Source organism: Bradyrhizobium sp. AS23.2, assembly GCF_001908185.1.
Taxonomy (GTDB): domain Bacteria; phylum Pseudomonadota; class Alphaproteobacteria; order Rhizobiales; family Xanthobacteraceae; genus Bradyrhizobium.
This window is the reverse complement of sequence record NZ_LGHM01000139.1, coordinates 1-23,681: the sequence shown is the minus strand read 5'-3', so window position 1 is coordinate 23,681 and position 23,681 is coordinate 1. Positions and strand designations below refer to the sequence as shown.

Genomic DNA, 23,681 nt, shown 5'->3' with positions numbered 1-23,681 from the left:
CGGCAGCGTCGAGGCGCTGCCGGTGTCGCGCATGCGCGTCTCGGTGCTGCGGGCGCCGACGGTCGCCACCATCGGCTCTTCCTGGCGCTGCACGGAGGCGCGGCCCGTCGTGGAGACGTCGAGGCCGCGGCCATGCTGGGCCACGATGCGGTTGAGCTCGGCGAGGGCCTCGATCTGGTCGACGATCACCTTGCGCATCTGCGCAGTGCTCTCGGCGGCCTCCTGCGGCATCTCGAGCACGCCGCGGCGCAGCTCGTTGCGGGTGGCTTCGAGCTCGTTGTGCATCTCGAACGCCATCTGCTTCATGCTGGAGACGAGGTTGGTGAACTTCTCGGTCGACTGCTTGAACATCGCATCCGCCTCGTCGGTGGTCTGGCGGTAGATGTCGTGCATCGCCTCGATGGTCTGGCGGTGCTCCTCTTCGGACGCCGACCGTACCGCTTCGAACTGGCGGGTGATCGCGGCCGAGCCTGCGCCGGCGGTTTCCGCCACGACGCGGGCGATGTCGCGGGCACGCTCCTCGGCGGCCGCCAGCGATTCATCGAGCAGACCGGTGAAGCGCGACAGGCGTTGATCGAGATCGGTCGTACGCAGGTCGATCGTGGTGACGAGCGATTCCAGCGCCTGCTTGCGTTCGGCGAGCGAAGCGGTGGTGTTCTTGTTGCTCTGCTCGACGACCTGCGCGGCATCGACCAGCGCCTTTCCGTGCGCGTCGAACTGGGTCGACAGCTCGCCGAGATCCTGGAGCGCCCGCGTGGTCTTCGTGTTGAAGACGTTGAGCTGTTCTTCCAGGTTCTGCGTCGCCGCGCCGTTGCGCGAGGTGACGTCGTTCATCGCCGAGACGAAGTCGGCGACGCGCGTCACCAGCGCCCGCTCGAGCGAGTTGAGGTTGTCGTGCGCACCGGTCAGCACCTCCTGGAGGAGGATGTTGCCTTCGCGCAGACGCTCGAACAGTGCGACCGTGTCGGTGCGCAGGATCTTGCTGGTCTCCTGCATCTCGGTGACGGCCGCGATCGAGACCTGGCGCGACTGGTCGATCGCCGAACGCGAGGCCTGCTCGAGATCCTTGAGCGACTTGCCGACCGCGCCGGTGGCCATCTCGCTCGCCGCGCTGATGGTACGGGCCACTTCGGAGCCGTTGCCCATCATCGTCTGCGAGAACGCATGGCCGCGCGTCTCGATCGACTTCAGTGCGTCGGAGGTGACGCGGTCGATGTCGAGCGTGAGCTGGCTGGTCTTGGAGCCGATCGCGTCGACCAGTGCGCCGCGCTTGGCGTCGATCATGTTCGACAGACGGTCGGCCTGCTGCTGCACGTAAGTGACGATCTCGTCGGTCTTGCCGGTCATGGCCTGGCCGAAGCTGCTGCTGGCGGCGAGCACCGAACGCTCGACGTCGGCCGAGCTCGTCTTGACTCGCGAGCTGGCCTCGTTGGAGGCCGTGATCAGCGCGTTCTGGGCGTTGAGCGCGCTGGTCTGGATGTCGTTGGTCGCGTTCGTCGTGGCCGTGCTCAATGCGCGCTCGATCTCGGTTGAGATCGTGCGGATCTGGCTCGCGGCATCCGCCGACGTCGAGGTCAGCGAGGTCTGCGCCTCACGCGCGCTGTTGAGGATCGTCGAGGCGGTGTCGGCGCCGACCGCAGTCAGCGTGCGCTCGATGTCCGTGGTCAGCGACTTGATCTGGCTCGCCGCATCGGTCGAGGCGGAGATCAGCGTGCCCTGGGCCTCGCGTACGCCGCTGGTGAGCGCCTCGATGGTGGCACCGCCGGCGGTCGCCAGCGCGCGCTGCATCTCGGCCGCGAGCGAACGGACCTGACCGGTCTGTTCGGCCGAAACCGTGAGCAGGGTGCTCTGGGCGTCGCGGACGCTGGTGGTGATCGTCTCGGCGGTCGACTGGCCGACCTGCGAGAGCGAACGATGCACTTCGGCCGCGAGCGACTTGACCTGGCTCGCCGCATCCGAGGACGCGGTGACCAGCGTGCTCTGGGCTTCGCGGGCGCCGGCCGTGATGGTCTCGGCCGTCGCGGTGCCCGCCATCGAGAGCGAGCGCTGCATGTCCGAGGACAGCGCCTTGATCTGGTTGGCGGTCTCGCTCGAGACCGCGATCAGCGCGCTCTGCGCATCGCGGGCGCCGGCGGTGATCGATTCCGCCGTGGTGGTGCCGGCGAGCGACAGCGAGCGCTGCACGTCGGCGGTGAGCGTCTTGACGTGGTTGGCCGCGTCCGAAGAGGCGGTGACGAGCGTGGTCTGCACCTCGCGGGCGCCGGCCAGGATCGAGGCCGCGGTCGCCGAGCCTGCCGCCGACAGCGTGCGCTCGATGTCGGCCGACAGCGACTTGATCTGGTTGGACGCATCGCCCGAGGCAGCGACCAGCGTCGACTGTGCCTCGCGGGCGCTGGTCAGGATCGAGTTGGCGGCGCCGGTGCCGACCCCGGTCAGCGCGCGCTCGACCTCGGCGGAGGTCATTTTGAGCTGGGCGTTGACGTCGGAGGAGACCGTCATCAGCGACTGCTGGGCGGTGCGCGCACCGGTCTGGATCGTCTCACTGGTGTTAACCACGAGGTTGGTGAGCGAGCGCTCGGCGTCCTCGACATGCGAGCGGATCGCGGTCGAGATCATCTCGGCGCGGGACATCATGTCCTCGCTGGCCTGGCGGCCGCTGCTCTCGATGCGGCCGGCGACGGCTTCGACACGCGAGCCGAGCAGGTCCTCGAACTGCGCCACGCGCACGTCGATGTCGTTGGCGACCGCGCCGACCTTGGTCTCGATGGCCTGGTGGATGTCCTGGAAGCGCGCCGTGACCGTGTCGGTCAGATGCGTGCTGCGGCCGTCGAGGATCTCGGTGACGCCGGTGATGCGGCGGTCGACCGCCTCGATCGCCTGCGCGGTGCCGTCCGTGAGCGTCGAGGTCAGAAGCGTGAGGCGGGTGTCGATCGACTGCACCGCCTGGGTAGCGCCGTTCGTCAGCGCGCTCGTCAGATAGTTGAGGCGGGAGTCTATGGACTCGAGCGCCTGCGACGCGCCGGCCGTCAGCGTCGTCGTGAGATACGTCAGCCGCGTATCGATCGACTGGATCGTCTGCGACGCGCCGTCGGTCAGCGAGGTCGTGAGATGGTTGAGGCGCGAGTCGATCGAATCAACGGCCTGCGATGCGCCGTCGGTGATCGACGTCGTGAGGTGGGTGAGGCGGGAGTCGATCGACTGGATCGCCTGCGCGGCACCGTCGGTCAGCGACGTGGCAAGCGTGTTGAGGCGCGCGTCGATTGTTTCGGTGACGGACGTGGCGCGGGTGTCGAACGACTGTTCGAGCGCGCTGACGCGGCCGCCGAACTGGTCGTCGAAAGTCTTGATGTGGCCTTCGATCGTGCTGTCGAGGCCGGCGATCTTGCCGTTCAGCGAGGAGTCGAGGTTGGCGACGCGTTCGCCGATCGTGGTCTCGAACTGCACCAGCCGCTCGTCGAGCACGGTCGTGATGTCGCCACCGTTCGCGCTGAAGCGGGTGTCGAAGTTGTCGACATAGGTCTTCAGGCTCTCGGCGATGTCCTGCGTGCGCTGGCCCATGCGCTCGACGATTTCGCCGCCGAACGTCTTCACGGTGCGGTCGAACTCGGAGATGTGGCGCGTGATCAGCGCGCCGAGCGTGCCGGAGTCGCGGGCGAACCTCTCGACCAGCTCGGTGCCCTGGTTCTTCACCAGCTCGTCGAAGGCGCTCATCTGCAGCGATAGCGAGTCGTGCGCGGTCTCGGTCTGGCTCACGACCTTGGCGACGAGGGTGTTGACGGTGGCGTCGAGCGCCTCGCTCGCCTTGTCGCCGGACGTCATGATCTGGCCGGCGAGCCGGTTGCCGGCGTCGTCGATCTTGGCGGAGAGGTCGTTGGAGCGCAGCTCGAGCTCGAGCAGCAGCGAGTCCGACGAATTCTTCAGGGAGTCGTGCACCTGCTCGGTGCGCTCGGAGATGCCGTCGACGATCGCGGCGGAGCGCTGCTCGAACTCGCCGGTGATGCGGTCGATGCGCTCGTTCAGCATCTCGTGGACGCGGTCGGCGAGGTCGACGAACTCGTCGTGGACGTGGCCGGTCTTGAAGTTGAGGCTCGTGGTCAGCCGCTCGCTGGCGTCGAGCACCGCGCGCGTGGTCTCGTTGCTGGCCTCCTCGAGGCGGTCGAGCAGGTCGCCGCCGCGCTCGCCGAGCGCGAGGATCATGTTGTCGCCGGCGTTGCTCAGCGCGCCGGTGATGTGGGCGCCGCGCTCTTCCAGCGCGCCGGTGATGGACTTGGCGACCTCGTCGACGCGCGAGGCGATCGCGTCCGAGATCAGCGCGATGTCGTGGCGCAGGTCGATCTGCACGCCGGAGATGGCGCTGCGGACCTGCTCGGCCTGGCCGACCAGGTTGTCGCGCTGATGAGCGATGTCCTGGAGCAGGGCGCGGATGCGCACTTCGTTGTCGGAATAGGCGCGTTCGAGCGCCGCGACCTCGTTGGCAACGAGCGTCTCGAGCTCGCCAGCGCGCGCAATCGCGCGCTCGATGCCGTCGCCCATCGCCGCGACCTCGCGGCGGATGGCCTGGCCGACGGTGACCATGGAATCGGAGGCCGAGCCTTCCGGCTCGGAGAAGCGGATCGCGACCTGCGCCATCGCCTGCGCGATCATGCGCATTTCCTGGCCGCGCCAGACCAGGCTCGCGAGGAAGTAGAACAGCATGATTGGCGCGAAGAACATCGCGATCAGGCCGGCGATGACGAGCACCCCGCCGCTCTGGCCCATGGCGGCCTGGATCGAGGGCAGGAAGCCGACGGTCAGCGCGGCGCAGGCGGCGAGCCAGACGCCGGCGAAGATGGTGGCGAAGGTATAGACGCTGCGGGCAGGGCGGCCCTTCTGGAGCGCCTGGAGCAACTGGCCGATGGTCTCGCGATCGTCATTGGCGGCGCGGCGCGAAGTGCGCGGCTCCTCGATCGGGTCGAACACGGTTCGTTCATTCGCGGCGGGACGCGGCTCGAAGGCCGGTTCGTCGTCGAACGCCGGGGGCGACGGCGGAACCACCGGAGGCGCGGTCTCATTGCGCATCGAGGCATTGCGGCTGGTGTCCGCAGCCGTGTCGCTGATGTTCAGGGCTTCCTGGATCGCAGAAAGCGCAACTTCTGTGGGGTCTTTGACCTTTTTGGGAGTGTTCGCCATGTTCAGTCCGAGCCCTCGTTACTCTCACACGCCCCCCCGCGAGCCCTGCGCGCCGCGCAAGCCCACAGACCGGATCATGCCGCTTACGCGGATCTCCGAGCCGTCCCCACCCGGACGGCTTGTCCGCTAATTTCCGCAACATCCTATTGGCAGAGCGTCGCGAATGAAATGCCTGCGATTAAGACAATCTTAATCATCGTTAACAGGATCGAGCCGTAACGCCTTAGCAATAAATGTAATTCTCCACCGAACTCGCCAGATTGCGGCAACTTCTCGTCAATAAACGGGCGGATTTGCGTAAAGCGGCCCAAACACTTCGTTAACCATTTTCATGCTTCGGTAGGGGAACCTGACCGCCGGACCGGCGGACCATCGTGCGATGCCGGGGCCTGCGCCATGACGCCTGAACTGCAACGGATGGACTGGATGCCTTCGCCCCCGCTTGCACCCATCAACAGCCCGCTCGACCTCGATCATCTCTCCCGGATGACGCTCGGCGATGCCGAGCTGGAGCAGGAGGTGCTCGCGATGTTCGCCGAGCAGGCGGACTGCCTGATCGCGACCATGGCGGCGCTGCCGGCCGAGGCCAGCGCACTCGCGCACAAGCTCAAGGGCTCGGCGCGCGGCATCGGCGCCTTTGCGGTGGCGGATGCCGCAGCCGGCCTCGAGATCGCGATCCGGACCGGCCACAACCGGCTCCACGCCTTCGCCGCGCTGAAAGAGGCGGTGACCGAGGCCCGCGCCGCCATCGAGGCGATCCTGAAGCACTAGGCCGGTGCCCCGCCAAAAGGCGGGTGGCTAGTCATTTGTTTTGACGCGTTTTCTTCGCGCGAACCGGGGTCCACTTCGCATCAAAACGCTATGGCGCCGGGCTGACCGACCCGTTATAGGACAGCCCAGACCCTCCTCTACTCCCAACCAACATCGCGGCAGCACGAGCACACATGGCCAAGATTCACTTTGTCGACCACAAGGGCGAAACCCGCACGGTGGAAATCGAGAACGGCGCAACCGTGATGGAAGCCGCCATCCGTAACAGCGTTCCCGGCATCGAAGCAGAATGCGGCGGCGCCTGTGCCTGCGCAACCTGCCATGTCTATGTCGACGAAGCCTGGCGCGAGAAGGTCGGCAGCCCGACGCCGATGGAAGAGGACATGCTCGACTTCGGCTTCGACGTGCGCCCGAACTCGCGCCTGTCCTGCCAGATCAAGGTCTCCGATGAGCTCGACGGGCTCGTGGTGGCGACGCCGGAACGCCAGGCCTGATCTTTTCTACATTTAATATGTGCCCGGCGGCGCGACCTCGATGCCGCGCTTGTGCCAGGGTCTGAGCTTCTCGATCACCTCTACGGTCAGCGGCGCAGGACGCCGCGTCGCCTCGTCGAGCAGGACGCCGACCGACGTCGCCGAGGCGATGCACTTGCCTAGCGAAAACACGACCTGCTCGAAGGTCACTGACGTTCGTCCAAGCTTCACCACGCCAAGGCCGAGCTCGATCGTGTTCGGCCAGTGCAGCTCCGCGCGGAAATGGATGTCGAGCCGCACCATGATCCAGGCGAGGCCCGGCGGCGTCAGCCCGTATTCGGGGCTCTTCATCAGCGTGACGCGGCCGGTCTCGAAATAGGTGGCGTAGACCGCGTTGTTGACGTGCTGGTTCGGATCGAGATCTCCGAAGCGCACGTTGTCGCCGAGGCGATAGGGATAGTCCTCCAGGCGCGGCGTCGTATCGAGGCGGCTTGGTGCGTTCACCGATTGATCTCCGTCATATATTTCCTCCTTACAGCTCAGTTATCCTGACCCGGCAAGTGGGCGCGGCCGCGGGGCGCTACCGCTTTTATGCCTTCCCTGATCCATCCCCGTTGGCTAGACAGGTAGGGTCACCTCTGCCCGCCGGGCGCCGTCCAACCGATAACGACCGATAAAGAGACGACATGAGCGACGTGATCAAAACCGATGTGCTGATTATTGGCGCCGGCCCCTGCGGGCTGTTCGCCGCCTTCGAGCTTGGCCTTCTCGACATGAAGGCGCATTTCGTCGACATCCTCGACAAAGTCGGCGGCCAGTGCGCCGAGCTCTATCCGGAAAAGCCGATCTACGACATTCCCGGCATTCCGCAGGTTTCAGGGCAGGGCCTCACCGATGCGCTGATGGAGCAGATCAAGCCGTTCCACCCGACCTTCCATCTCGGCGAGATGGTGGAGACGGTGGAGAAGATCGGCGATCCCCTGTTTCGCTGCACCACCGACGCCGGCAAGGTGTTCGAATGCAAGGTGGTGGTAATCTCGGCCGGTGGCGGTTCGTTCCAGCCCAAGCGTCCGCCGGTGCCGGGCATCGAGGCCTATGAAGGCACCTCGGTGCACTACGCCGTCCGCCAGATGGAAACGTTCCGTGACAAGAACGTACTGATCGTCGGCGGCGGCGACTCCGCGCTCGACTGGACGCTCAACCTGCATCCGCTGGCCAAGCGCATCACGTTGTTGCACCGGCGCGACGATTTTCGCGCCGCGCCCCACAGCGTCGAACAGATGCGCGCGCTGGTGGCAGACGGCAAGATGGATCTACTGATCGGGCAGGTCACCGCGCTCTCCGGCGCCGACGGCAAGCTGACCGGCGCGACCGTCAAGGGCAACGACAACAACGTGACCGAAATTTCCTGCGACACCTTGCTGCCGTTCTTCGGGCTGACCATGAAGCTCGGTCCGGTCGCGAACTGGGGCATTGCGCTGGAGAACAATCTGGTGCCGGTCGAGACGTCCGCGTTCGAGACCAACGTGCCCGGCATCTTCGCGATCGGCGACATCAACACCTATCCCGGCAAGATCAAGCTGATCCTGTGCGGCTTCCACGAGGGCGCGCTGATGGCGCAAAAAGCCCATCGCTACGTTTATCCGGAGAAGCGGCTCGTGTTCCAGTACACGACCTCGTCCTCCAGCCTGCAAAAGAAACTTGGTGTCAACTGACGGCGGTGGGGCGGGAAGGCCATGCCCATGTTTCTGGCGCTGGAACCGTTCGCGAAATCGCCGTAGTCTGCGGCCATTCCAGTCGTGGCTTAGCAAGGTGATGATAATGCGGAATCTGTTTTCCAGCTTTCGACTGTTCCCGTTCCTCGCGCTCGCGCTGTCGCTTGCGGCGGTGACGCCGTCTGCGGCGCAAACCGGAGAGCCTACGGCTGCGGGCCTCTGGCAAAAGGTCGAAAACGGCAAGACGGTGGGTTGGTTCCTCTTCATCGACCACAACGGCATCTTCGAAGGCGTGATCGCGAAGACCTTCCCGCGGCCCGGCGACGATCCGAACGAGGTCTGCGCCAAGTGCACCGACGATCGCAAGAACGCGCCCGTGCTCGGTATCTCCTTCGTCCGCAACATGAAGCGAGAGGGATTGAAATACGAAGGCGGCAACGTGCTCAATCCGCGCGACGGCAACATCTGGAAGGCCAACATGAAGGTGAGCCCGGACGGCCAGACGCTCACCCTGCGCGGCTATCTCGGCATTTCGCTGCTCGGCAAGGATGAGACCTGGACGCGCCTGCCCGACACCAATCTCGCCCTGGTCGATCCCGCCATCCTCGCCAAATATCTCCCCGCACAGGCGGCCGCGACCAAGCCGCCGCCCGCGCCCGCGACCAAGAAGGGCGGCGCGATGATGGCGCCGGCACCGAAGCAGTAGGCTTACGCTCCGTCACCTCGGGGTTGCGGTGCCGCCTCAGTCGCGCGGCCGCGCTAATAAGTCCGCGCTTTCTTACAAGGCGCGTAGAACGTGCCGTTGCCGGCAACGACCCGCTCCAGACACTGCCTGGGATCGGTGATCTCGCCGTCGACCTGGAAATAATAGGCCTGCGGCCCCAGGCTCAGGACGTAGTGTCCCGGCGGAAGCTCGAGTTCTCCGGCGTGAAGCTCGTACATTTCGGGCTTCCCCGGAATCGGTGACACCCTGAACGGATAGGTGAAGTTGCGGATGACCCCGACGTCGTCTCCGCCACTCAACGTCTTGCCTGCGGCGTCGGTCGAATACTCTCTTGCGATTTTCGCCACCACCCGAACCTCGACGCGCTCCGGGATCATGTTTGCGGCGTCCCGGCGAAACACGATGAATTTGACGCGGCCGTCCGGCAGATGCGGCCGATCGGGCTTCTTGAACTCCGGTGAAATCGCTATGCGCATGTCCGGCGCCATGACGCCGGTCGCATTCAACTCCGCCAGCGACTGATCATTGATCAAGGCGTAGATGCCGTAGTCGGTTGGAAGCACGCGCGTTGGGGGCGGCGCGGCGGGGGCTACCATTTCCGGCTTGGTGACCGTGATCGTCGTCTCCGGCTTGGGCGCGACCAGCGCGATCTCCTGGGTCTGGCGCGAAACCAGTCGGCGCAGCGAGGCGATATTGTCTCGCTGCGCGATGACCAGAACGACGGCGCCGGCGGCGAGCAGGATGGCCCCTGTACGCTTGATCACCGGCCACAACGGACCCGAGGTCATAGGCCGCTTGCTGCGGGATATCTCGATGCCCGATCGCAGAACCGTCGTGTCGGCAGGCACCAGATGGCCGCCGGCCTCGGCAGCCTTTGACGACGTGAGTTGTTGTTGCGGCAAGCGCTCGAGGGGCGCCTCGTCACGCGAGAATTTTTCGACCTCGTCAATTGCGACCTCGAGGGCCCGCTTCATCTGGTCGATGTGCTTGGCGTCGGCGTAGGTGAACTGCTCCTGGAGCTTGTAGCGGGCAAGATCGTAGACGAGCTGCCGCCTGAACTCCGGATCGTCCTTCACAGTCTCGAGCATGCGCGAAATCACGAGCGCAAACTGCACCTCGTTTGCGGGCAAATCGGTCGGATCCTGCTGGCCAGGAAGCAAGTCCCTCGAACTCATGGCGCTGACGGTCCGATGCCAGTCACGCCAACACCCAATTCTTCCATTCGAAACAGCTGGTTAAACGATGCAATCGCGTTCGCGGCAGTTTCGTACACGTCCTGACGCAACAAGGAAAGCCTCCGAAAGAGCTGCGGCAAATCGCCGGCGCGCCGTTAGGCAGGGCGCGAGCGCCGCTCGGGACGGCAGTATTTCCCGGAATGCGCGCTGGCGCTGTATTTGCATAGCTGTCGCAAAGCTGCTGGGGGAACGAGTCGCCGGCGCCGCGCCTGTTTCAAGGCGCGGAAAGCCGACGGTTTGTCTGTCCCCCGCAAGGATGACTTTGGTCCGCGGGAAGACGAGATGAGACCTGCAAGATTGTGTGCGGCGACGCTGCTGGGGCTGACGGCGCTTCTGGCGACATCGGCGCTTGCGCGCGACGACGGGCGCTACTCCAACTCGCCGTTAAAGCCCTGGTTCGAGAACCTGCACAGCGAATACGGGCAATGCTGCTCGGATGCCGACGGCTATGTCGTCGCCGATGTCGATTGGGCATCCGATAAGGGACACTATCGCGTGCATCTCGACGACGAATGGGTCTTTGTGCCCGACGGCGCCGTCATCACCGAGCCGAACAGGATCGGCCGCACCATGGTGTGGAAGCACTATATCGACGGCCATCCGCGCGTGCGCTGCTTCATGCCGGGCAGCATGACGTGAGGCGCGATACCAGGTCGACAGCGTCGCGCGCACGATCTCCTGGAAGATCGCGGCCGGCGCTTAGGTCACCGGCGCCGGATTGAACAGCGTCAGATCGTTGTGGATACCCCAGCGGTCCGACCACGGCTTTGTGCGGCCGCTGGCGACTTCGAGGATCAGGCGGAACAGATCCCAGCCGGTTTCCTCGATGGTCTTTTCGCCGGTAGCGATGCTGCCAGCGTCGAAGTCGATCAGGTCCTTCCAGCGGCGGGCAAGCTCGCTGCGGGTCGCGACCTTGATCACGGGCGCAGCCGCAAGGCCGTAGGGTGTGCCGCGGCCGGTGGTGAACACCTGCAGCGTCATGCCGGAGGCAAGCTGGAGCGTGCCGCAGATGAAGTCGGAAGCGGGCGTTGCCGCAAACAGCATGCCCTTCTGCGTCGCCTTCTCTCCGGGCGAGAGCACGCCGGTGATCGCGGAGGACCCGGACTTGACGATCGAGCCAAGCGACTTCTCGACGATGTTGGCAAGGCCGCCCTTCTTGTTGCCGGGCGTGGTGTTGGCGCTGCGGTCGGCGCCGCCGCGGGCGAGATAGGAATCGTACCAGGCCATCTCGCGCACCAGCGCGCGGCCGACGTCCTCGTTGATGGCGCGGCGGGTGAGAAGCTGGATGGCGTCGCGCACCTCGGTGACTTCCGAGAACATCACGGTGGCGCCGGCGCGCACCAAGAGGTCCGCGGCGAAGCCGATCGCGGGGTTGGCGGTGACACCGGAGAAGGCATCGCTGCCGCCGCATTGCAGGCCGATGACGAGATCGGACGCCGGGCAGGTCTCGCGCTTGCGGGTGTTGAGCACCTTCAGGCGCGCCTCGGCCTGGGTCATGATCGCCTCGACGATCGCGCCAAAACCGTCAAAGGCTTCGTCCTGCATGCGCACGATGGCATCGCTGACGCCTTCCGGCACCAGCCGTTCGGGCGCGAGCTTCTCGCAGCCGAGGCCGACGACGAGAATCTCGCCGCCGAAATTCGGATTGAGGGCGATGTTTTGCAGTGTGCGGATCGGCACGACCGCGTCGGGCGCTGTGATCGCGACGCCGCAACCATAGGCATGCGTCAGCGGCACGACGTCATCAACGTTCGGATATTTCGGCAGCAACTCGGCGCGGATGCGCTTCACTGCATATTCCATCGTGCCCTTGACGCATTGCACGGAGGAGGAGATGCCGAGGATGTTCTTGGTGCCGACCGAGCCGTCGGGGTTGCGATAGCCTTCGAAGGTAAATCCTTCGAGCGGTGGGAGAGGCGCGGGGACCGCGGTCGAGATTTCGAGCTTGTCGAGGGCAGGGGCCTCCGGCATGCGGATGCGCGCTTCGTCTACCCATTCGCCGGCCGATATCGGCGAGAGCGCGTAGCCGATCACCTCGCCATAGCGGATGATCGCTTGATCTTGTGCAATGTCGACCAGCGCCGTCTTGTGTCCCTGCGGCACGAAGGCACGCAGCGTCAGCCCGCAGGCAAAGCGGGAGCCGGGGGGAAGCCCGAAATCATTGACCACGATCGCGACATTGTCGCGCTCGTTGAGCTTGATGTAGCGGGGCTGCTCTTTCGCTGCGACTGACTGGTCCATGCGGACTCCGAAAGTGTAGGGCCCACCAATGCCTCTATCTGCGGAGGTAGAAGAGGTGGGTTACGACAGCGGACTGCGCTTCGCGCAGCCGCGGGCTAACCCACCCTACGATCGTGGCCTATCAACCCGGATAGGTATAGGCGGTCTTCACCGTTGTGTAGAACTCGCGTGCATAGGAGCCCTGCTCGCGGGCGCCGTAGCTCGAGCCCTTCCGGCCGCCGAACGGCACGTGATAGTCGACGCCGGCGGTCGGCAGATTGACCATCACCATGCCGGACTCGCTGTTGCGCTTGTAGTGCGTGGCGTATTTCAGGCTGGAAGTGCAGATGCCGGAGGCGAGGCCGAACTCGGTGTCGTTGGAGATCGTCAGCGCTTCCTCGTAGTTCTTGGCGCGGATGACGGCGGCGACGGGGCCGAAGATTTCCTCGCGCGCGATGCGCATGTTGTTGTTCGCTTCGGTGAACAGCGCCGGCTGGAGGTAGTGGCCCGGCGTCTCGCGCTTGAGCAGCTCGCCGCCCCAGGCGAGCCTCGCGCCCTCGTCCTGACCGATCTTGATGTAACGCAGGTCCTGGTCGAGCTGGCTCTGGTCGACGACGGGGCCGATATGCACGCCGGCCTTGAGCGCGTCGTCCACCGACAGACCTTTCAGGCGCTCGGCCATCGCCGCGACGAAACGATCGTGGATGCCTTCGGTGACGATCAGGCGGGAGGAGGCGGTGCAGCGCTGGCCGGTCGAGAAATAGGCGCCGTTGACGGCGACCTCGACGGCGGTCTTGAGGTCGGCGTCGTCGAGCACGACCAGCGGATTCTTGCCGCCCATCTCGAGCTGGAATTTCTTCATCGGGTTCGACAGCACGCAGGCCTGCGCGATCTTGCGGCCGGTCTGCACCGAGCCGGTGAAGGAGATCGCGGCGACGTCAGGATGCTCGATCAGCGTCTGGCCCACCACCGAGCCGGACCCGACGACGAGATTGAACACGCCGGCCGGAATGCCGGAGCGGGTGATGATCTCGGACAGAGCATGCGCCGAGCCCGGCACGAGCTCGGCGGGCTTGAACACCACCGTGTTGCCGTAGCAGAGCGCAGGCGCGATCTTCCAGGCGGGGATCGCGATCGGGAAATTCCAGGGCGTGATCATACCGACGACGCCCATCGGCTCACGCGTGAGCTCGACATCGAGGCCGGGACGGACGGAGGCGCCCTTCTCGCCGATCAGGCGCAGCGCCTCGCCGGCAAAGAACGCGAAGATCTGGCCGGCACGCGCGACCTCGCCGATGCCTTCGGGCAGGGTCTTGCCTTCCTCGCGCGCAAGCAGGCGGCCGAGCTCTTCCTTGCGGGAGAGGATCTCGGCCGAGATCTTGTTCAGCGCGTCATAGCGCTCCTGCGGCGTCGAGCGCGCCCAGGCGGGGAAGGCGGCTTTTGCGGCTGCAATCGCCTTCTCGGTCTGCGCCTTGTCGGCCTTGGCGTATTCGCCGACGAGATCGTTGGTGTTGGAGGGGTTGATATTCTTCGTGACGCCGGAGCCGTCGACCCATTCGCCGCCGATGAAGTTCTTCAGGATCGCTGTCATGTTGTCCTCCGAGAAAGTTCGTTTCTAACTGGGGTGCTCCGAGAATACCCTAGCGCACGAGGCAGGGACGCTTGTCGTCAAAGGTCCAGCCGGGGATCAGGTCCTGCATGGCAATAGCGTCATCGCGCCCGCCAAGTCCATGCTGCTTGTAGAGCTCATGCGCCGCCTCGATGGCGGCGCGGTCGACTTCGATGCCGAGGCCCGGACGCTCCGGCACAGTGATCTTGCCGCCCCTGATCTGGAGCGGCTCCCTGGTGAGCGCCTGGCCGTCCTGCCAGATCCAGTGCGTGTCGATCGCGGTGACCTTGCCGGGGGCGGCAGCGCCGACATGGGTGAACATGGCGAGCGAGATGTCGAAATGGTTGTTGGAGTGCGAGCCCCAGGTCAGGCCGTTGTCGCGGCAGGTCTGGGCAACGCGCACCGAGCCTTGCATGGTCCAGAAATGGGGATCGGCCAGCGGGATGTCTACCGCGCCCAGGCGCAGCGCATGGGAGAGCTGGCGCCAATCGGTCGCGATCATGTTGGTCGCGGTCGGAAGCCCTGTGGCACGGCGGAACTCGGCCATGATCTCGCGGCCGGAGAAGCCGGCCTCGGCGCCGCAGGGATCTTCGGCGTAGGCGAGGATGCCGTGCATGCCCTTGCAGAGGCTGACAGCCTCATCGAGCGACCAGGCGCCGTTCGGGTCCAGCGTGACGCGCGCGCTGGGGAAGCGCCTGGCGACGGCGGTGACGGCCTCGATCTCCTGCTCGCCGCGCAGCACGCCGCCCTTCAGCTTGAAATCGGCGAAGCCGTAGTGATCGTGGGTGGCTTCGGCGAGCCTCACGACCGTCTCAGGTGTCATCGCCTCCTGGTGGCGGAGGTTGAACCATTCAGGCTTGCCGGTCTCGCCCTTGACGTAGTCGAGCTTGCTCTTGCGCCGGTCGCCGACAAAGAAGAGATAGCCGAGCGTCTCGACGCTATTGCGCTGCTGACCTTCGCCGAGCAGCGCAGCGACCGGAAGGTTGAGATGCTGGCCGAGCAGGTCGAGGAGAGCGGATTCAATTGCGGTGACTGCGTGGATCATGACGCGCAGGTCGAACGTCTGCTTGCCGCGGCCGCCGGCGTCACGATCGGCAAATTTGGTACGAATGTCGGCGAGGATGTTGTTCATCGCGCCGACGGTCTTGCCGATCACGAGATCGCGGGCGTCGTCGAGTGTCTGCCGGATTTTTTCGCCGCCCGGCACCTCGCCGACGCCGGTGTGGCCTGCATTGTCGGTGAGGATGACGATGTTGCGGGTGAAGAACGGCGCATGCGCGCCGCTTAAGTTGAGGAGCATGCTGTCGCGGCCCGCGACCGGGATCACCTGCATCGATGTGACGACCGGGGCGCCGGAAATCTCGGTCTGGGCCATAGCACGCTCCTCCCTGTTGCCTTCTGTTATTCTGCCGCCTGTTGTGTCGATCGCGCGGTGGGCAGCCTTTGCACCAGTGCGGTCAATTCCGCCGTCTCCTGTTCGGTGAGGTCGGCGAGCGGCGGGCGAACGGGCCCGGAGTCGCGGCCGATGACCTTCATGCCGGCCTTGATGATCGAGACCGCGTAGCCCTTCTTGCGGTTGCGGATCGCGATCAGCGGCAGGATGAAGTCCTTCAGCCCGGCATGGATCGTCTGATGATCGCGCTTGCGCACGGCGGCGTAGAAGTTGGTCGAGAATTCCGGCACGAAGTTGAACACCGCCGAGGAGTAGGTCGTCACGCCCATGTCGAGATAGGGCAGGGCGAAGGTCTCTGCAGTCGGCAAGCCGCCGATATAGGTCAGGCGGTCGCCGAGCTTGGTGTAGACGCGGGTCATCAGCTCGATGTCGCCGATGCCGTCCTTGTAGCCGACGAGGTTCGGGCAGCGCTCGGCGAGGCGGGCGAGCGTATCGGGCTGGAGGATGGCGTTGTCGCGGTTGTAGACGATGACGCCGATCTTCACGGAGGCGCAGACCGCCTCGACATGGGCGGCAAGGCCTTCCTGCTCGGAATGGGTGAGGTAGGGCGGCAGCAGCAACAGGCCGTCGGCGCCGGCCTTCTCTGCGCCGATCGCGATCTCGCGCGCGGTGGCGGTGCCGTAGCCGGTGCCGGCGAGCACGGGCACGCGGCCCTTGGTCTCGTCGACGGCGATCTTGACGATCTGCGGGACCTCGGTCGGCGTCAGCGAGAAGAACTCGCCGGTGCCGCCGGCGGCGAACAGGCCGGCAACGTCATAGCCACACAGCCAGTCCATGTTGGCGCGGTAGGTCGCCTCGTCGAAGGAGTGGTCCGCCTTGAACGGCGTGACGGGGAAGGACAGGAGGCCGGATCCGATCTTCCGGGCCATTTCCTGCGGGGTCATCTTGCTCATGGGCGCTGCTCCCTTTTCCGGGTGTTGTGGAGGACGCAACGAAAGCCCGCGCGTCCATGCGCCGTGGTTTAGGAGACCGTTCGATGCGCGTCCAAGCCAAAGCCTATATCGACTGATGCGAATTGAGCATCAATCTTCCATCGCCACCGCCGTCGACAATTCGCCGGCGATTTTGACCAGGGCCGAGAGCAGCGGATTCTCGTCGTCGCGGCGCCAGACCATGAACAGTTCGACGGGGACGCGCGTGCGTAGTTTCAGAGGCCGCAGCCGCACGTCCGAGATCTTCAGGCTCGCCGCCGCGGCCGGCACGATGGCAAGGCCGAGGCCGGCGCGCACCATCGCCAGGATCGAGTGGATCTGGCTGAGATGCTGGACGTAGCGCGGCAGCACGTCGGCGCGGGTGAACATAGCCACGAGGAGATCGTGGAAGTAACGGCTCTCATAGGGCGAATACATCACGAAGGGCTGGTCGTCGAAATCCTTGATGGTGATGCTGTCGGCGTTCGCCAGGGGATGCTTCTTCGGGATTGCGGCAAGCAGGGGCTCGGCGACGACGCGGCGGCTCGTGAGCTCGGGGCGCGCGATCGGCGGCCGCAGCAGGCCGGCATCGATCTGGCCGGAGGTCAGCGCCTCGAACTGGTCGCCCGAGACCATCTCCTTAAGCGAGAAATCGACCTCAGGCAGCTTGGCGCGGCAGGCCGCGACGAGCTCGGGCAGGAAGCCGTAAGCCGCGGCGGCGGTGAAACCGATCTTCAGCGAGCCGGTCTTGCCGAGCGCGATGCGGCGGGCGACTTGCGAGGCGCTTTCCGCAAGCTTCAGGATGCGCCGCGCCTCGGGCAGGAAGCTGCGACCTGCCGGGGTGAGGCGCACCGAGCGGCTGGTGCGTTCCAGCAGGGGCGCATCGATGATGTGCTCGAGCACCTGGATCTGCCGGGACAGCGGCGGCTGGGTCATGTTCAGCCGCACCGCGGCGCGGCCGAAATGCAGTTCCTCCGCCACCGTGACGAAACAGCGGAGCTGGTTGAGGTCGAACATCGATACATGCCTTAGATGAATAAGGCGTTTTCCCGGCATTTCTAGCATCGATCACCCCCAAAACAAAGACGGCGGCTGGTGAGCCGCCGTTGAGTTGCCTGGTCAAGCTCCCGTGGGAGCCCTCAGGAGGAACGTTCGAGCACAACCCACGTCCGCTGCGGACACTACTGCGCTCATCACGCGCCTCCTTGGAACTCGAAATGCTTCCTCACGGCGACTCCTAGAGGCGCGCGCTGCAAAGTGTCCAAGTTGAAGGGAGTATCGATCGATACCGTTTTTGGATTGATGGAACGGCAGCAAGGGGGGAACGATCGTGAGAATGCGTGAGCGAGGTCGTGCCACGCACACCGCTGTCATTCCCCGCGAAGGCGGGGAATCCACTACGCCGCGGCTTCTCGATTCAATCACGTCTGTCACGGAGTACTGGATCGCCCGCCCCAGTGCGCAAGTGCGCACAAGGCGGGCGATGACAGAGAGGGTGTGGACACAGTGAGCCCCAATCTCGTCATTGCGAGCGCAGCGAAGCAATCCAGAGAGTTTTCGCGGAGGGACTCTGGATTGCTTCGCTGCGCTCGCAATGACCGCGAGGAGAGAGTTCGCTTTTGCTTCTACTGCTGCGCGCCCGGCAACAGCGGCGCCAGGATTCCGCGCGTGACGCCCGGCGGCACGGCATCGAGGCCGAGCACGGCGCTTGCGGCCGGCAGCGTCGCATCCGCCATGGCAGCATGGCCTTCGGCACTCGGATGCACGGCGCCGCCATAGACGGCGGAGAGCACGCCCCAGGTCGCGTCGTGGATATCGGTCGGCTGGCTCGCGGCCGGCAATCCTTGCGGATAGGTCATTGCGGCGAAGTAGCTGTCATTGGCGTCCCGGATCCAGCGCGCGCGGGGCAGATAGGCGCGGTACTCCGAGGCGCCGCGGCCGCACAGCATCGGCTGGCTCGCCGCGCTCACGATGTCCGGATTGAAGCTCTGGCCGTTCTCGGCAAAGCAGGTGCGGTCGAATTCGGGATCGTTGCCCGAATGGGCGCAGAAGCCGTGATCGGCGAAAGCCGACTGATGCGCGTCGACGAAGGTCATGCGGTCGGATTCGGGATCGCGGCACAGCGCGCCGCGTGTGCAGGTGGCGAGCCCCTTCAGCTGCGGCAGGAACTCGGTATCGACGAAGGTCGAGACGTTGGCGAGGCGCTGCGGATCGGCGTTGAAGGCGGGATGGATGTCGAAGCCGGCGCGGCCGCCGCGGCAAGGCACGCCGCCATCGGCGAGTGCGGGATTGGCATAGGACACATAGACCACATGCGAGAGGTCGCCGCCGACGAGCGGCTTCAGGGCCTCGCGCAGCTTCACGAAATTCTGCGGCAGCTCGCGCGCCAGCGCGTCGCGGGAATCGTCGACGCTCGCCATCACGCCGGAACGGCGGAACAGCGCCCGCTCGGTCGCGGTATCGACGATCACGTCGGCGACGAGGCCGGAGAAGTAGACGTCGTTGGCGCCGACCGAGAGCAGCACGAGATCGAGCGTGCGGTCCGGCTGGCGCTTCCTGGCGGCGGTGAGCGCCTCGCGCAGCTCGGCGACCTGGGCATTCACGCTGGTGTTGCAGACGCCGGTCTTGCCGGGCGGGCATTCGCGGGCGCGCTGCGAGCCGAGCAGCCCATCGCTGATACTGGCCCCGGTGCAGGCGAGCGGCAGGAAGGTCACGGCGATGTGGGTGTAGCGCACCGCGAGCGCCAGCGCGGTGCGGGCCTGGTAGCTGTAGAGCGAGCGGTGGCAGGGCGAGTTGAACCAAAGCGCACTGTAGCGCTGCCAGTTGGCGAGCGTATCCGGCGCCTCGCAGGCGCGGCCGCCCTTGTAGCCGGCACGGCTCGGCCGGTAGTACTGCGCGCCGGCGGTGCCGAGATAGGAGCGGAAGCAGAAACCTTCGTCCGACAGCGCTAGCGGCCGGTCCGGATTGCCTTCGCCGGAGGCGATACTGTCGCCGAGGCCGGCGACGAAGATGTCGCGGACTTGAATCTCGGTTTGCACGCGCTGGGTCGGATCGGAGCCGGCGGAGACGTCCACGGTCGCGACCGTCTGCTTGCCGTAGCGGACGCGCAGATTGATCGGCTCGGCGCAGTCGAAGGTCGATTGCTGCGGCCCGTCGCCGTCGTCGAACGACCAGGCGCAGGTGGCGCCGACCGGCACCGCACCGGTCAGGCGCACGGTAACGGGGTGGTCGATCGGGGTGATGTAGTTTTCCTTGACGTTGTCGCGGGTGCAGGGCTGGTTGACCCGGCCCTGGAGGTCGATGCAGAGCCGGTTGACCATGTTACGGGCCCAGCCGCGGCCCTCGCTCTGAAGCTCCAGCGACTGCTCGGCGGCGAGGATGCTGCGGTTACGCGCGTTCTCGACATGAAGCAGGAAGTCGCGCTCCTCGCGGAACAGCCGGAAGCGGTTGCGCACCTCCCAGGTGATCTGCATGGCGCCGGCGTCCTGCGCTGCGGCGGGCTCGGGCGGCAAAGCGGTCAAAAGCCCGGCAAGCAGCAGGGCGCCTGCAGACAGGGTGCGAAGGGATGTTCGGATCATGGCCCGCGTCTTCAACGGCAAAGTTGGGGCGGAAATAAGAGAGGATTGCTCCCCCGCCCGCAACCTTTGTCTGACGGCTTTTTGGGCCTGCCTCAGCGCTTGCTGGCGTGTCGTAGCGACCGTTCGCGCTCCATCGGCGTCACCTGCTTGGGCAGGTTGCCCTGCGCGCAGGCCTCCGCCAGCCGGCGCCGCTCCTGCCAGGGCTTGACCACGTTCATCCAGAGCTCGCGCGCTCCCATGATCGAGATGGCGACGCCGAACGGGATCACGAAATACAGGATGCGGAACACCAGAAGCGTCGCCAGAAGCTGCTCGCGGCCGAATTCGGGCAGCGCGACTAGCATGGCGGCGTCGAACACGCCGATCGAGCCAGGCGCGTGGCTGGCGAAGCCGATCAGCGTCGCCAGGATGAACACCACCGCCAGTGACATGAAGTCGATCGGCGGATTGGCCGGCATCAGCAGGTACATCGCCGTGGCGCAGAAGCCGAGGTCGACCACGCCGATCAGGATCTGCACCAGGGTCAGCGGCGCCGAGGGCAGCACCACCTTCCAGCCCTTCTGGCCAAGCTCGCGGCGCTTCTCGCCCATGCAGAGCCAGACCAGATAGGCGACGATCGAGGCGAGGCCGCCGACCGCGATCAGCCGGTTGATCGACGAGGGGAGCTGATCCATGTAGGAGGCGGCATCGGGATGGATCGCCATGCCGATGGAGAGCACGAAGATGTTACCGAGCCAGAAGGTCAGACCCGACAGGAAGCAGATTTTGGCGACGTCGATCGCGTTGAGCCCGTAATCCGAATAGATCCGGAAACGGATCGCGCCGCCGGTAAAGACGGTGGCACCGATGTTGTGGCCGATCGAGTAGGACGTGAAGCTGGACAGCGCTGCGATGCGATAGGGCACGTGCTTCTTGCCAATCGTTCGCAGTGCAAAAAAGTCGTAGAAGGTCAGCGTACAGAACGCGAAGAACACGCAGATTGCCGCCAAGCCGATGCTGCCGCGGGGAATCTCGGTTAACGCGGTCAGGATGACGCTGGTATCGATGCCCTTGAGCGTTCGCACAAGCGTTGTGACCGCGAAGGCTATGATGAAGACGCTCGCGGCAATTCCGAGCCGTCGCCAGCCGATCCATCTCTTGAAGCCGCGCCTCAGCGCGGGCGGCAGTCCGTGCATTCATCCTCCCGGCAGGGGGCAACACCGATCCGGCCAAGCATTGGCCAGTCGGATACGATCAGTGGCAAAAGTAAAGCGTCGATCTGTGGCTTTGATCAAGCTCATTTAAGGCAAAAACAGCGGCTTGTGCAGCCCTTGACAAGGGTGGGCTCTGCGTCGAACCGGCCAGTTTTGTCATACACGGTTCACATCGGACGCGCGTTAAGCATAAGAGTCGTGAAACGGGCTCGGATCGCACGTCCGTACGTTGACTAGATTTCATGTTCTGGCGCCGCCGGCGTTGTTCCAGCGCAAGTGATGCAGGCTTTTTTGGAACGCCGATGCCGGGTGCTCGTTAGCGCCCCATCAGCAATCGAACATGGCGGAATATGCGGCTTTTCGTGCAAGCCGGCGCCGACGTGTCCCGAAACCCGCGAGGATCGGAACGATGGGACTGTTCACAAAAGACATCAAGACCATGAACGACCTGTTCGTGCATCAGGTCCAGGACATCTACTATGCCGAGCAGCAGCTCACCAAGGCGCTGCCGAAAATGGCAGATAAGGCCACCGATCCACAGCTGAAGCAGGGCTTTTTGACGCACCTCGAGGAAACCAAGCACCACGTCGCGCGGCTCGAGGAAGTCTTCAAGATGCATGGCATCGCCGTGAAGGCGGTCAATTGCCCGGCGATCGACGGCATCATCGCGGAAGCCGACGAGACCGCCGGCGAAGTCGCCGACAAGGCGGTGCTCGACGCCGCGCTGATCAATGCGGCGCAGGCCGCGGAGCACTATGAGATCGCGCGCTACGGCAGCCTGATCGCCTGGGCCAAGCAGCTCGGCCGCAACGATTGCGCGGCTGTGCTCGCCAAGACGCTCGAGGAAGAGAAGGCGGCCGACAAGAAGCTGACGACGCTCGCCGAGAGCACGGTGAATTTGCGCGCGGCGAGCTGAGGCGAGATCTAGCGACAACGCAGGCGCCGCGCGGCGGCGCTCGGATGCCGGCATTCATCATTCGGTCCTTGTCGAAGCATGATGGCGGGCCGAAGGCGTATGTTCCGCATGGGGCTGCAACCAAGGTGGCGGCATGCGAGTGAACACCATCAAATATGAAGCCTTCGACGAGGCGGCCGCAGTGCCGACTGGCGGCTCGCGTCTTGCAACCTCCCTCACGCTCGCTGCGATGAGTCTCGGCTACGGCGTGGTGCAGCTCGACGTCACCATCGTCAACACCGCGCTCGATGCGATGGGCCGGACGCTCGGCGGCGGCGTCGCCGAGCTGCAATGGGTCGTCAGCGCCTACACCATTGCGTTTGCTGCCTTCATCCTGACGGCCGGTGCGCTCGGCGACCGGATCGGCGCCAAGCGCGTCTTCATGACGGGGTTCGCCATCTTCACCGCGGCCTCGCTCGCCTGCGCGGTGTCGCCGAATGCAATAGTGCTGATCGGCGCGCGGCTGGTCCAGGGACTGGCGGCGGCGATCCTGGTGCCGAACTCGCTGGCGCTGCTCAATCATGCCTTTGCGGATGTTCGCGCACGCGGCCGCGCCGTCGCGGTCTGGGCGGCCGGAGCGAGTCTTGCGCTCACCGCCGGCCCCTTCGTCGGCGGCGCGCTGATCACGCTGGTCGGCTGGCGCGCGATTTTCCTGGTCAATCTGCCCATTGGCCTGATGGGCCTTTGGCTGAGCTGGCGCCATGCGAGCGAGACCACGCGTGCAGCCTCGCGCGAGCTCGACCTTCCCGGCCAACTCGCTGCGATCGGCGCGCTAGGGGCCCTTGCCGGCGCGATCATCGAAGGTGGCGCGCTCGGCTGGCGGCATCCGCTCGTGCTCTCCGCCTTCGCGGCGGCCGCCGTCCTCGCCGTGTTGTTTGTCTGGCGCGAGAGCCGCGCCGCGCAGCCGATGCTGCCCTTGTCGTTGTTCAGTCACCGCCTGTTTACCCTGACGACCATCGTCGGCCTGCTCGTGAACGTCGCCATCTACGGCCTGATCTTCGTGCTCAGCCTCTACTTCCAGAGGATCAACGGTCTGTCGGCGTGGTGGACCGGGCTCGCTTTCGTGCCGATGATGGGCGCGGTGCTGCCGGTCAACCTGCTGTCGCCGCGCCTCGCCGAGCGCATCGGCGCATGCCCGACCATCGTCATCGGCGCCTGCGTGTCGGCGCTCGGCTGTCTCGGTCTGCTCCGGATCGAAGCCGGGACGAGCTATTGGGCGATGTGCGCGCAGTTGATCGCGATCAGCGGCGGACTTGGTCTCCTGGTGCCTCCGCTGACCTCGACCTTGCTGGGCAGCGTCGAGAAGGCGCGCTCCGGCATCGCGGCAGGCATCCTGAATGCGACACGGCAGACCGGCAGCGTGCTCGGCGTCGCGCTGTTCGGCTCGCTGGTGGCGTCGAACAGCGCGTTCATGACGGGCCTTCACCAGTCGCTAATCATATCGGCAGCCGTCCTGCTGCTCGCCGCCGGCGTGATCGGCCTTGGCGCAAAGGAACAGGGGCATCCAACGTGAGCGGCCGTGCACATTGTCTGTTCACCATTGCGGTAACCGGCTCCTGATCAGTTACCGACTGTCCACCTCTGCCGGTTCTAGTCATCTGGAACGCAAGTTCGTCACATTATATGATGGCTCGAATCTCTGTAGAGGAGAGCGCTTGTGGCGAATGCAGGTGTT

At 65.3% G+C, this 23,681-nt stretch carries 17 protein-coding genes; 7 read left to right on the top strand and 10 right to left on the bottom strand.

Going from position 1 to position 23,681, the window contains the following annotated elements:
• The coding region (locus AC630_RS27975; protein WP_074121685.1) for an apolipoprotein A-IV repeat region-like domain-containing protein at positions 1 to 5,169 on the bottom strand (5,169 nt) is incomplete at its 3' end.
• A gap of 426 nt (positions 5,170 to 5,595) precedes the next feature.
• On the opposite strand from AC630_RS27975, the gene AC630_RS27970 reads away from it, so the two are divergent.
• Together AC630_RS27970 and AC630_RS27965 are read left to right on the top strand one after the other, a co-directional pair.
• On the top strand, positions 5,596 to 5,940 hold the full coding sequence (locus tag AC630_RS27970; RefSeq protein ID WP_074121686.1) for an Hpt domain-containing protein: 345 nt from the start codon (positions 5,596 to 5,598) through the stop codon (positions 5,938 to 5,940).
• Positions 5,941 to 6,113: 173 nt separating this feature from the next.
• On the top strand, positions 6,114 to 6,434 hold the full coding sequence (locus tag AC630_RS27965) for a 2Fe-2S iron-sulfur cluster-binding protein (protein ID WP_074121684.1): 321 nt from the start codon (positions 6,114 to 6,116) through the stop codon (positions 6,432 to 6,434).
• A 12-nt stretch (positions 6,435 to 6,446) separates the two neighbouring features.
• Here AC630_RS27965 and AC630_RS27960 read toward each other — a convergent pair whose 3' ends face one another.
• Complete coding sequence (locus AC630_RS27960; RefSeq protein WP_074121683.1) at positions 6,447 to 6,917, bottom strand: acyl-CoA thioesterase; 471 nt, start codon at positions 6,915 to 6,917, stop codon at positions 6,447 to 6,449.
• Positions 6,918 to 7,099: 182 nt separating this feature from the next.
• Between AC630_RS27960 and AC630_RS27955 the strand changes: the two genes are divergently transcribed.
• Both AC630_RS27955 and AC630_RS27950 read left to right on the top strand, forming a co-directional pair.
• Complete coding sequence (locus tag AC630_RS27955; RefSeq protein ID WP_074121682.1) at positions 7,100 to 8,128, top strand: NAD(P)/FAD-dependent oxidoreductase; 1,029 nt, start codon at positions 7,100 to 7,102, stop codon at positions 8,126 to 8,128.
• A 106-nt stretch (positions 8,129 to 8,234) separates the two neighbouring features.
• The gene (locus AC630_RS27950; protein ID WP_074121681.1) at positions 8,235 to 8,834 is read left to right on the top strand and encodes a DUF2147 domain-containing protein; all 600 of its coding nucleotides are present in this window, start codon (positions 8,235 to 8,237) and stop codon (positions 8,832 to 8,834) included.
• 53 nt (positions 8,835 to 8,887) lie between these two features.
• On the opposite strand, the gene AC630_RS27945 is transcribed toward AC630_RS27950, so the two are convergent.
• The gene (locus tag AC630_RS27945; RefSeq protein ID WP_074121680.1) at positions 8,888 to 10,027 is read right to left on the bottom strand and encodes a hypothetical protein; all 1,140 of its coding nucleotides are present in this window, start codon (positions 10,025 to 10,027) and stop codon (positions 8,888 to 8,890) included.
• Positions 10,028 to 10,369: 342 nt separating this feature from the next.
• Here AC630_RS27945 and AC630_RS27940 point away from each other — a divergent pair, with 342 nt between their 5' ends.
• Positions 10,370 to 10,726 carry a hypothetical protein gene (locus AC630_RS27940; protein WP_074121679.1) on the top strand — a complete coding sequence of 119 codons (357 nt, stop codon included), beginning with the start codon at positions 10,370 to 10,372 and terminating at the stop codon, positions 10,724 to 10,726.
• Between the two features lie 60 nt (positions 10,727 to 10,786).
• Here AC630_RS27940 and garD read toward each other — a convergent pair whose 3' ends face one another.
• The 7 genes from garD to AC630_RS27905 all read right to left on the bottom strand — a co-directional run bounded on the left by garD (position 10,787) and on the right by AC630_RS27905 (position 21,033).
• Complete coding sequence (garD, locus tag AC630_RS27935; protein ID WP_074121678.1) at positions 10,787 to 12,328, bottom strand: galactarate dehydratase; 1,542 nt, start codon at positions 12,326 to 12,328, stop codon at positions 10,787 to 10,789.
• A 121-nt stretch (positions 12,329 to 12,449) separates the two neighbouring features.
• Positions 12,450 to 13,898 (bottom strand): aldehyde dehydrogenase family protein, encoded by a 1,449-nt coding sequence (locus tag AC630_RS27930; protein WP_074121677.1) that lies wholly within the window; start codon positions 13,896 to 13,898, stop codon positions 12,450 to 12,452.
• 49 nt (positions 13,899 to 13,947) lie between these two features.
• A complete protein-coding gene (gene gudD / locus AC630_RS27925) occupies positions 13,948 to 15,291 on the bottom strand; it encodes a glucarate dehydratase (RefSeq protein WP_074121676.1) in 1,344 nt (447 codons plus the stop codon).
• Between the two features lie 26 nt (positions 15,292 to 15,317).
• On the bottom strand, positions 15,318 to 16,262 hold the full coding sequence (gene kdgD / locus AC630_RS27920; protein WP_074121675.1) for a 5-dehydro-4-deoxyglucarate dehydratase: 945 nt from the start codon (positions 16,260 to 16,262) through the stop codon (positions 15,318 to 15,320).
• A 129-nt stretch (positions 16,263 to 16,391) separates the two neighbouring features.
• Positions 16,392 to 17,297, bottom strand: coding sequence for a LysR family transcriptional regulator (locus AC630_RS27915; RefSeq protein ID WP_074121674.1), 906 nt, complete (start codon positions 17,295 to 17,297; stop codon positions 16,392 to 16,394).
• A gap of 608 nt (positions 17,298 to 17,905) precedes the next feature.
• On the bottom strand, positions 17,906 to 19,858 hold the full coding sequence (locus AC630_RS27910; protein WP_074121673.1) for an SGNH/GDSL hydrolase family protein: 1,953 nt from the start codon (positions 19,856 to 19,858) through the stop codon (positions 17,906 to 17,908).
• 92 nt (positions 19,859 to 19,950) lie between these two features.
• Complete coding sequence (locus AC630_RS27905; protein ID WP_074121672.1) at positions 19,951 to 21,033, bottom strand: lysylphosphatidylglycerol synthase transmembrane domain-containing protein; 1,083 nt, start codon at positions 21,031 to 21,033, stop codon at positions 19,951 to 19,953.
• Positions 21,034 to 21,460: 427 nt separating this feature from the next.
• On the opposite strand from AC630_RS27905, the gene AC630_RS27900 reads away from it, so the two are divergent.
• Both AC630_RS27900 and AC630_RS27895 read left to right on the top strand, forming a co-directional pair.
• On the top strand, positions 21,461 to 21,967 hold the full coding sequence (locus tag AC630_RS27900) for a YciE/YciF ferroxidase family protein (protein ID WP_074121671.1): 507 nt from the start codon (positions 21,461 to 21,463) through the stop codon (positions 21,965 to 21,967).
• A gap of 133 nt (positions 21,968 to 22,100) precedes the next feature.
• Positions 22,101 to 23,519, top strand: a complete 1,419-nt coding sequence (locus tag AC630_RS27895; protein WP_074121670.1) for an MFS transporter — start codon at positions 22,101 to 22,103, stop codon at positions 23,517 to 23,519.
• The last annotated feature ends 162 nt before the right edge of the window (positions 23,520 to 23,681 follow it).

Coding starts and splice junctions, on each gene's coding strand:
- AC630_RS27970 (WP_074121686.1), top strand. CDS start 5,596: ATGCCTTCGCCCCCGCTTGCACCCATCAACAGCCCGCTCGACCTCGAT.
- AC630_RS27955 (WP_074121682.1), top strand. CDS start 7,100: ATGAGCGACGTGATCAAAACCGATGTGCTGATTATTGGCGCCGGCCCC.
- AC630_RS27915 (WP_074121674.1), bottom strand. CDS start 17,297: ATGTTCGACCTCAACCAGCTCCGCTGTTTCGTCACGGTGGCGGAGGAA.
- kdgD (WP_074121675.1), bottom strand. CDS start 16,262: ATGAGCAAGATGACCCCGCAGGAAATGGCCCGGAAGATCGGATCCGGC.
- AC630_RS27940 (WP_074121679.1), top strand. CDS start 10,370: ATGAGACCTGCAAGATTGTGTGCGGCGACGCTGCTGGGGCTGACGGCG.
- gudD (WP_074121676.1), bottom strand. CDS start 15,291: ATGGCCCAGACCGAGATTTCCGGCGCCCCGGTCGTCACATCGATGCAG.
- AC630_RS27910 (WP_074121673.1), bottom strand. CDS start 19,858: ATGATCCGAACATCCCTTCGCACCCTGTCTGCAGGCGCCCTGCTGCTT.
- AC630_RS27895 (WP_074121670.1), top strand. CDS start 22,101: ATGCGAGTGAACACCATCAAATATGAAGCCTTCGACGAGGCGGCCGCA.
- AC630_RS27905 (WP_074121672.1), bottom strand. CDS start 21,033: ATGCACGGACTGCCGCCCGCGCTGAGGCGCGGCTTCAAGAGATGGATC.
- AC630_RS27900 (WP_074121671.1), top strand. CDS start 21,461: ATGGGACTGTTCACAAAAGACATCAAGACCATGAACGACCTGTTCGTG.
- AC630_RS27930 (WP_074121677.1), bottom strand. CDS start 13,898: ATGACAGCGATCCTGAAGAACTTCATCGGCGGCGAATGGGTCGACGGC.
- AC630_RS27965 (WP_074121684.1), top strand. CDS start 6,114: ATGGCCAAGATTCACTTTGTCGACCACAAGGGCGAAACCCGCACGGTG.
- garD (WP_074121678.1), bottom strand. CDS start 12,328: ATGGACCAGTCAGTCGCAGCGAAAGAGCAGCCCCGCTACATCAAGCTC.
- AC630_RS27950 (WP_074121681.1), top strand. CDS start 8,235: ATGCGGAATCTGTTTTCCAGCTTTCGACTGTTCCCGTTCCTCGCGCTC.
- AC630_RS27945 (WP_074121680.1), bottom strand. CDS start 10,027: ATGAGTTCGAGGGACTTGCTTCCTGGCCAGCAGGATCCGACCGATTTG.